Origin of the sequence: Neisseria sp. HMSC061H08 (assembly GCF_001836795.1) — a bacterium.
GTDB classification, from domain to species: Bacteria; Pseudomonadota; Gammaproteobacteria; order Burkholderiales; family Neisseriaceae; genus Neisseria; species Neisseria subflava_A.
Window position 1 is genome coordinate 412 of sequence record NZ_KV830560.1, and the last position, 6,698, is coordinate 7,109.

The 6,698-nt window shown below is 45.5% G+C and carries 4 protein-coding genes; 3 read left to right on the forward strand and 1 reads right to left on the reverse strand.

All coding sequences use genetic code 11. The annotated features are described in order from the left end of the window. On the forward strand, positions 1-894 hold an 894-nt coding region (locus HMPREF2675_RS03985; protein WP_283127790.1), incomplete at its 5' end, for a YadA-like family protein. 237 nt (positions 895-1,131) lie between these two features. Here the strand turns inward: HMPREF2675_RS03985 and dusA are convergent. Then, on the reverse strand, positions 1,132-2,136 hold the full coding sequence (gene dusA / locus HMPREF2675_RS03990; protein ID WP_070814138.1) for a tRNA dihydrouridine(20/20a) synthase DusA: 1,005 nt from the start codon (positions 2,134-2,136) through the stop codon (positions 1,132-1,134). A gap of 217 nt (positions 2,137-2,353) precedes the next feature. Here dusA and HMPREF2675_RS03995 point away from each other — a divergent pair, with 217 nt between their 5' ends. Beyond that, on the forward strand, positions 2,354-2,974 hold the full coding sequence (locus HMPREF2675_RS03995; RefSeq protein WP_070814139.1) for an L-threonylcarbamoyladenylate synthase: 621 nt from the start codon (positions 2,354-2,356) through the stop codon (positions 2,972-2,974). A gap of 510 nt (positions 2,975-3,484) precedes the next feature. Then, the coding region (locus tag HMPREF2675_RS11220; protein WP_283127791.1) for an ESPR-type extended signal peptide-containing protein at positions 3,485-6,698 on the forward strand (3,214 nt) is incomplete at its 3' end.

Sequence of the window (6,698 nt, forward strand, 5' to 3'; positions counted from 1 at the left end):
GGCGACGGTACTCACACTGTAACCATCAAAGATGGTAACGGTAACACTACTACTACTGTTGTTAAAGACGGTGCTAAAGGTGATACTGGTGCTAAAGGTGATACCGGTGAAAACGGTAAGTCTGCTGAAGGTAAAGTTGAGCGTGATGAAGCTAAAGGTACTTCTACCATCACTATCAACAACTTCGATAAAGACGGTAAAGTCATCTCTACTACTACTGCAACCGTGAAAGATGGTAAAGACGGTAAAGATGGTAAAGATGCTGACGGTACCTTCGGTTTGGTTGACGAGACTGGTACTACTGACGGCTCTATCTCCAAAAAACTGAATAACACTATTCAGATTAAAGGTGATGCGGGTACTAAAGTTCAAGTATTCGATAAAGCAACCGGTAAGACTTCAGAGAAAGAAGTTCAAAACATCTTCGTTAAGAAAGACGGCGATGCGCTGAAAGTCAGCTTGAACCCTGATCTGACCGTTAACAGTGTTACTACTAACGAACTGAAAGCAGGTCCTGTAACCATCAACCAAGGTGGTATCGATGCCGGCAACACTACTATTAAAAATGTTGCTCCAGGTAAAAACGGTACCGATGCGGTTAACGTTGACCAGTTGAACCAAAAATTCGGCGATGTGAACAGCAATGTGAACAAGGTTGACAACAACGCCCGCGCAGGTGTGGCTCAAGCCTTGGCTACTGCCGGTCTGCCACAAGCTTACTTGCCAGGTAAGAGCATGCTGGCTATCGGTGGCGGTCACTACCGCGGTGAAACCGGTTACGCTGTCGGCTTCTCTAGCATCTCCGATGGTGGTAACTGGATCATCAAAGGTACTGCTTCCGGCAACTCACGTGGTCACTTCGGTGCTACCGCAGCAGTTGGTTACCAATGGTAATCTGACTTTCAGACGGCCTGAAAAGGCCGTCTGAAAAGACGAAGCAAAGTAAATGCGGCCTATTTAGGCCGCATTTTTTTATACTTGGATTATGTTTTGAATTTATTTGATGAATTAATCAGGATAGTAGCTAAAGATAAATGAATATATCTTTAGCAGTCTGTTGTAATTTAAAAGGCCGTCTGAAGCATCATTTAATGCTTCAGACGGCCTTTCATTTATTCGAACTATATGGCATTAATCCCAAATATTTGCGCGTTCAACTTCTTTCCATGCGTCTAGAATTAGGCTGCCGTCGTTGTCTTTCAGCAAAGTAGAATCTGAGAGCATACGGCGCCAAGTGCGGGCATTTTTTAGGCCGTGCATTAAGCCTAGTGCGTGGCGGACGATATGGCGCAGGATGGTGCCTCGTCCTAAGGCGATTTGTTCGTGGCTGTATGCGTATAGCCAAGCTGCTAAATCTGAGTATTGGATTGGTGCGTGTGCGTCGTTGTAAAACAGTACATCCCAATCGCGCATCAGCATTGGATTATGATAAGCCTCGCGCCCGATCATGACACCATCGACAAATTTTAAGTGTTCGGCGATTTCTTCGTTGGTGGTGATGCCGCCGTTAATCAAAATTTCTAAGTCGGGAAAATCTTGTTTCAAACGGTACACGTATTCATATTTGAGTGGCGGGACTTCGCGGTTTTCTTTCGGGGATAAACCGTCCAACCAGGCATTACGCGCATGGACGATGAATGTGCGGCAGGCTGTTTTTTCGCGAAGTGTTCCCACAAAATCTGCCACGACTTGATATTCTGTCTGTCTGTCTACACCGATGCGGTGTTTGACCGTAACCGGAATTTCAACTGCATCCTGCATCGCATTCAAACAATCTGCCACCAAATCTACATCATTCATCAGGCAGGCGCCGAAAGCGCCTTTTTGAACGCGTGGGCTGGGGCAGCCGCAATTTAGGTTGACTTCATTATAACCATACGTCTCAGCCGCTTTGGTAGCGATTGCCAAGTCATGCGGATCTGAACCGCCAAGCTGTAAAGCTACCGGTTGCTCGCCTTCGTTGAAACTCAAAAAGCGGTCTTTATCTCCGTAAACCACTGCGCCTGAATTGACCATTTCGCTATAAAGCCAAGCATTGCGTGTAATTTGTCGCGCCATAAAGCGATAGTGTCGGTCTGTCCAATCGAGCATGGGGGCAACAGACAAGCGGCGGGAAGGTAGGGAAGAAGCAGGCATTGAGATGACTTTCAAACAAAATAACGCATTATATAGTGTATTAAATTGACTTTCGATATCGGCCGGTAAATCAAAATTGTATATAAGGTATCACTGGGTGCAGCCGTGTTGTAGATGAGGCTAAATCTATTCATGGTGGTGGAAATCCAATATTCAGACGGCCAAATAAGTTTTAAAATGTCAAACAACAAACCATTAGAATGATAAGGAAAAAAACATGGCACAATTTTTCGCCATCCATCCCGATAATCCCCAAGACCGCCTCATCAAGCAAGCCGCCGATATTGTCCGCAGTGGCGGCGTGATCGTTTACCCTACGGATTCCTGCTATGCGCTGGGTTGCAAACTCGGCGACAAAACCGCGATGGAGCGCATTCTCACGATTCGCAAAATCGATCAAAAACACCACCTGACCTTGATGTGTGCCGATTTGAGCGAATTGGGTACTTACGCCAAAGTGGATAATGCCCAGTTCCGCCAGCTCAAAGCAGCTACGCCCGGCAGCTACACCTTTATCCTGCAGGCAACCAAAGAAGTACCCAATCGCACGCTTCACCCCAAGCGTAAAACCATCGGCTTGCGTGTTCCCGATAACGCTACTGCCTTGGCACTTTTGCAAGAATTGGGCGAGCCTATTTTAAGTTGCACTCTCATGCTGCCCGAAGATGACGAGCCATTGACCGATCCATACGAAATCCGAGATCGTCTTGAGCATGCTGTCGATTTGGTTATTGATGGAGGCTGGTGCGGTACTGAGCCGACGACGGTTATCGATATGACCGATGGCACCGAGCTGATTCGTCAAGGCAAGGGCGATATTGCCGTATTCGGTTTGTAAAACCATCTACGTTTGTATAAGTAGGGATATGCGTATTCTTTCTATGACGTATTAAAAGCATATTGTCGATTTTATTGATAGCTTAAAAACCAAATTATTCAATGTAAGTAGTTGTTCAATATCATTTCATTAAAGGCCGTCTGAAATATTTCAGACGGCCTTTTTCTTTCGTTTTTTAATAAATAATATTTTAAATAATTGGCATATGAGTTGCATGATTACTGTACTTGCTTATGACTTGTCAATGGAATACAACAAACCGCTTATCAATAGAAACATGGCTGAAACCCTTTTGATGATTGGTTTTTTGGTTGAAAGCCGTAATTTCATTTAGAAATTAAAGATAATCGGTTGATATTTCTGACTAGCGGATATTTAGTAAGTATGAAATACTATTTCATTTCGAGATAGTGAAAGACCTAAATTTCGTCTTAAAGTGACAATAAACGTCAGCTCGAAGCAAGCATTTTGCAGGGAAATCCTCCGCAATAGATTTTTTAAAGTAGCGTCATGCTCACGCCTACGCTTTTACTCATCATAAAAGAGAAAGACACACTAATGAATAAGATATTTAAAGTCGTTTGGAACCGTACGATTCAATCTTTCGTTGTAACGTCCGAATTGGCCAAAGGCCGTGTGAAATCGTCTGCGGAACGAAACAGTACAGATGTATCTGCCGAATCCGGTAAAAATGGTATTGCGGCAGTTTTCAGATTGACAGTAATTTCGGCAGCTCTTTTGGGTGCAGGTAATTCGTATGCGGCAACTGCGGGACGAGGACAAATTGCGGTTGATCCTCCGACCAGTGCTACTGCGGTTAGTGGTGCAACAGCGACCGGTATTGGTGCCCTGTCAGTAGGAGCATCAGCCAATGCTACGGCTAATGGTGCAGTTGCGGTAGGTACGAGTGCAAATGCAACACATAATAACAGCCTTGCTGTTGGTACAAATGCCAAAGCTACTCAAAATCATGCTGTTGCGATGGGTGCAGATACAAGTGCAAGTAGTTCAAATGCAACAGCGATAGGTAAAAGTGCCAATGCTGTTTCTGCAGATTCAACAGCATTGGGTGCAGATTCCAAAGCAAATGGTACGCAAGCGACAGCGGTAGGTAAGAATGCTCTTGCCAATAATACGAACACAACAGCATTGGGTAATTCGGCGCAAGCATTTGGTATAGGCTCAATGGCTTTGGGCCAATCCAGCACATCAAGAGGTCAAGACGGCATTGCAATTGGCAGCGGCAGTCAGGCTGCAGCCAATGCGCAAAATGCCATTGCAATCGGTACCAATGCAGTGGGTTATCAAAGTGAGTCTATCGCTATAGGTAATTCAACCCAAGCTCAAACTGGAAATACCATTGCCATCGGTAAAAGTGCAGTGGCAAATTCTCCAAGTTCGGGTAGTGCGCCATCAAGTGCTATTGCACTTGGTACAGACGCGAATGCAACCGGCCTTGGTACGATTGCTATTGGACGTGCATCTGGGGTTCTTTCGCAAAATATTATGAATGTGAATGTAACGCACAATAATATTGCTATTGGTAATACGGCTCGAGTAGGCGATTCAAGTAGTTCTAAGATAACTCAGTCTATTGCTATTGGTTCAGGTAACCGTGTTGATCCACAGGGCAGACCTGAGGGTGCGTGGGCAAAGGGAGACCAATCTATTGCGGTTGGTGGTAATGTCTTGGCTAATGGTAATTCATCTGTTGCTATTGGTGGTGATGATTTAGATTCGGTAGGTGGTACTCAATATTCTGGCAATGCAACGGACAAATTCATCAAATATAATGAAAAAGGTGCAAAGACCGGTGAATATACGCTGAGCGGTAAAAGTCTGCGTGATATTTATAAAGAGATGACCGGCGATACGATGTATAGCGGTTCTTATGGTAATACTATTGCCGGTCAAGGTTCTGTTGCATTGGGTGTGCAGTCTAATTCATCTGCCGATTTGTCTTTGGCCATCGGTACTAAATCTCAGGCGACTGCCTTTGGTGGTGTAGCTTTGGGTACAGGTGCGAAGGCTACTTTGCTGAACTCTGTGGCTTTGGGTACGGCTTCTAAAACCGATAAAGAAGGTAAGGCATACGTTCAACGCGAAATTATGGGTGTAACCTACACTTGGGCAGGCGGTCAAACTACCGATGCCGGTGATGTTGTGTCTGTCGGTTCTCAAGGTTACGAACGCCAAATCATTAATGTATCCCCTGGCGATATTTCTGCTACTTCTACTGATGCCATCAACGGCTCTCAACTTTATGGTGTATTGAGTGCAATTGAGCGTGTCCGCTATTTCTCTGTTAAGTCAGAAGAAGGCAAAACTGACGGTACGAAAAACTGGAACAATGACGGTGCAAAAGCAACCAATTCGATTGCCATCGGACCGAATGCGGCAACAAGCACTGGTGCGACGGGTAGTGTTTCTTTGGGTCATAATGCCAACGTACTTGGTTCGTCTTCTGTTGCTGTTGGTCCAAATGCAACGGTAACTTCTGGAACTGTTGGCGCTGTTGCCTTAGGCTCTAATGCCAATTCTCGTGGAACAGGCTCTATTGCCATAGGTTTGAACACAGAAAATGATCGCAATTACTCTATAGTCGTCGGTGCTCACAGTAGAGCCAACTACGAAAATGCAACTGTTGTCGGTGCAAGGGCAACGGCACAAAATAACGGTACGGCAATGGGCTATTTGTCAAATGCAGTCGGTGATGATTCTGTTGCAATCGGTCATCAGGCGCAGACAACGCAAGCTTATTCTATCGCCATTGGTAAGCAGGCAAACAGTTCAGGCCTTTATTCCACTGCTATTGGTTCCTCAGCCCAAGCAACCGGACATAGTAGTTTTGCCGGTGGTAATAATGCAAAAGCAACGGGAAGCGATTCAGTTGCGTTGGGTAATGGTGCGACAACTACGGTTGGTAGCTCTGTTGCTTTGGGCAATGGTGCTGTCGGTGCGGCCAATAATTTTGACGCAACAGCTAAAAATGCCTCATTCAAAAACGATAGCGGCGCTGTGACCAATGTCAGCTATGCTGCTTCTTCATCTGCCAAAACAGGCGCAGTTTCTGTAGGCAGCACAGGTAATGAACGCCAAATCCAGAATGTTGCTGCAGGCCGTATTTCCGCCACTTCAACCGATGCAGTTAATGGTAGCCAACTGTACACAGTGATGAACAATGTTGGACACAATATCCAACAAAACGGTACAGACAAATCCCGTATCAACAACAACGGTACAGTCAACTACGCTAATGGCAACTTGACGACCGTTGCGGTCACCGATGGCGAGAATGCATCAAAAGTCCAAATCAACGTCACTCAAGGCACATTGTCTGTCAATAATAATGGCACAGTTTCCGCACCGACTGCCGGTGTGGCGACTACTGGTGATGTAGCCAATGCCATCAATAATGCCAAAACCACAACCAAGGTGGAGGCAGGCAATAACGCGCACGTTAATAAAACAACTTCAGGCAAAGAAACCACTTATACCGTCAGCGCAGATAAAGCAACGGTACAAGTTTCCAATGCTTTGAATTTGACCTCTAATACTACAACTGCATCCGATGGCGCAGTCACAACTAATTACAGTATCGATCTCGCTCAAAGCACTAAAGATAACATCCAAAAAGGCGTAGACGCCAAAACCACCGTTGACAACAAAGGCCTGACCTTCAACGGCGATAACGGCAGCACCAATATCGAAAAACTCGGCTCCA

Excerpts from the sequence above, each read along its gene's own strand:
- dusA (WP_070814138.1), bottom strand. The coding sequence starts at position 2,136 with ATGCCTGCTTCTTCCCTACCTTCCCGCCGCTTGTCTGTTGCCCCCATG.
- HMPREF2675_RS03995 (WP_070814139.1), top strand. The coding sequence starts at position 2,354 with ATGGCACAATTTTTCGCCATCCATCCCGATAATCCCCAAGACCGCCTC.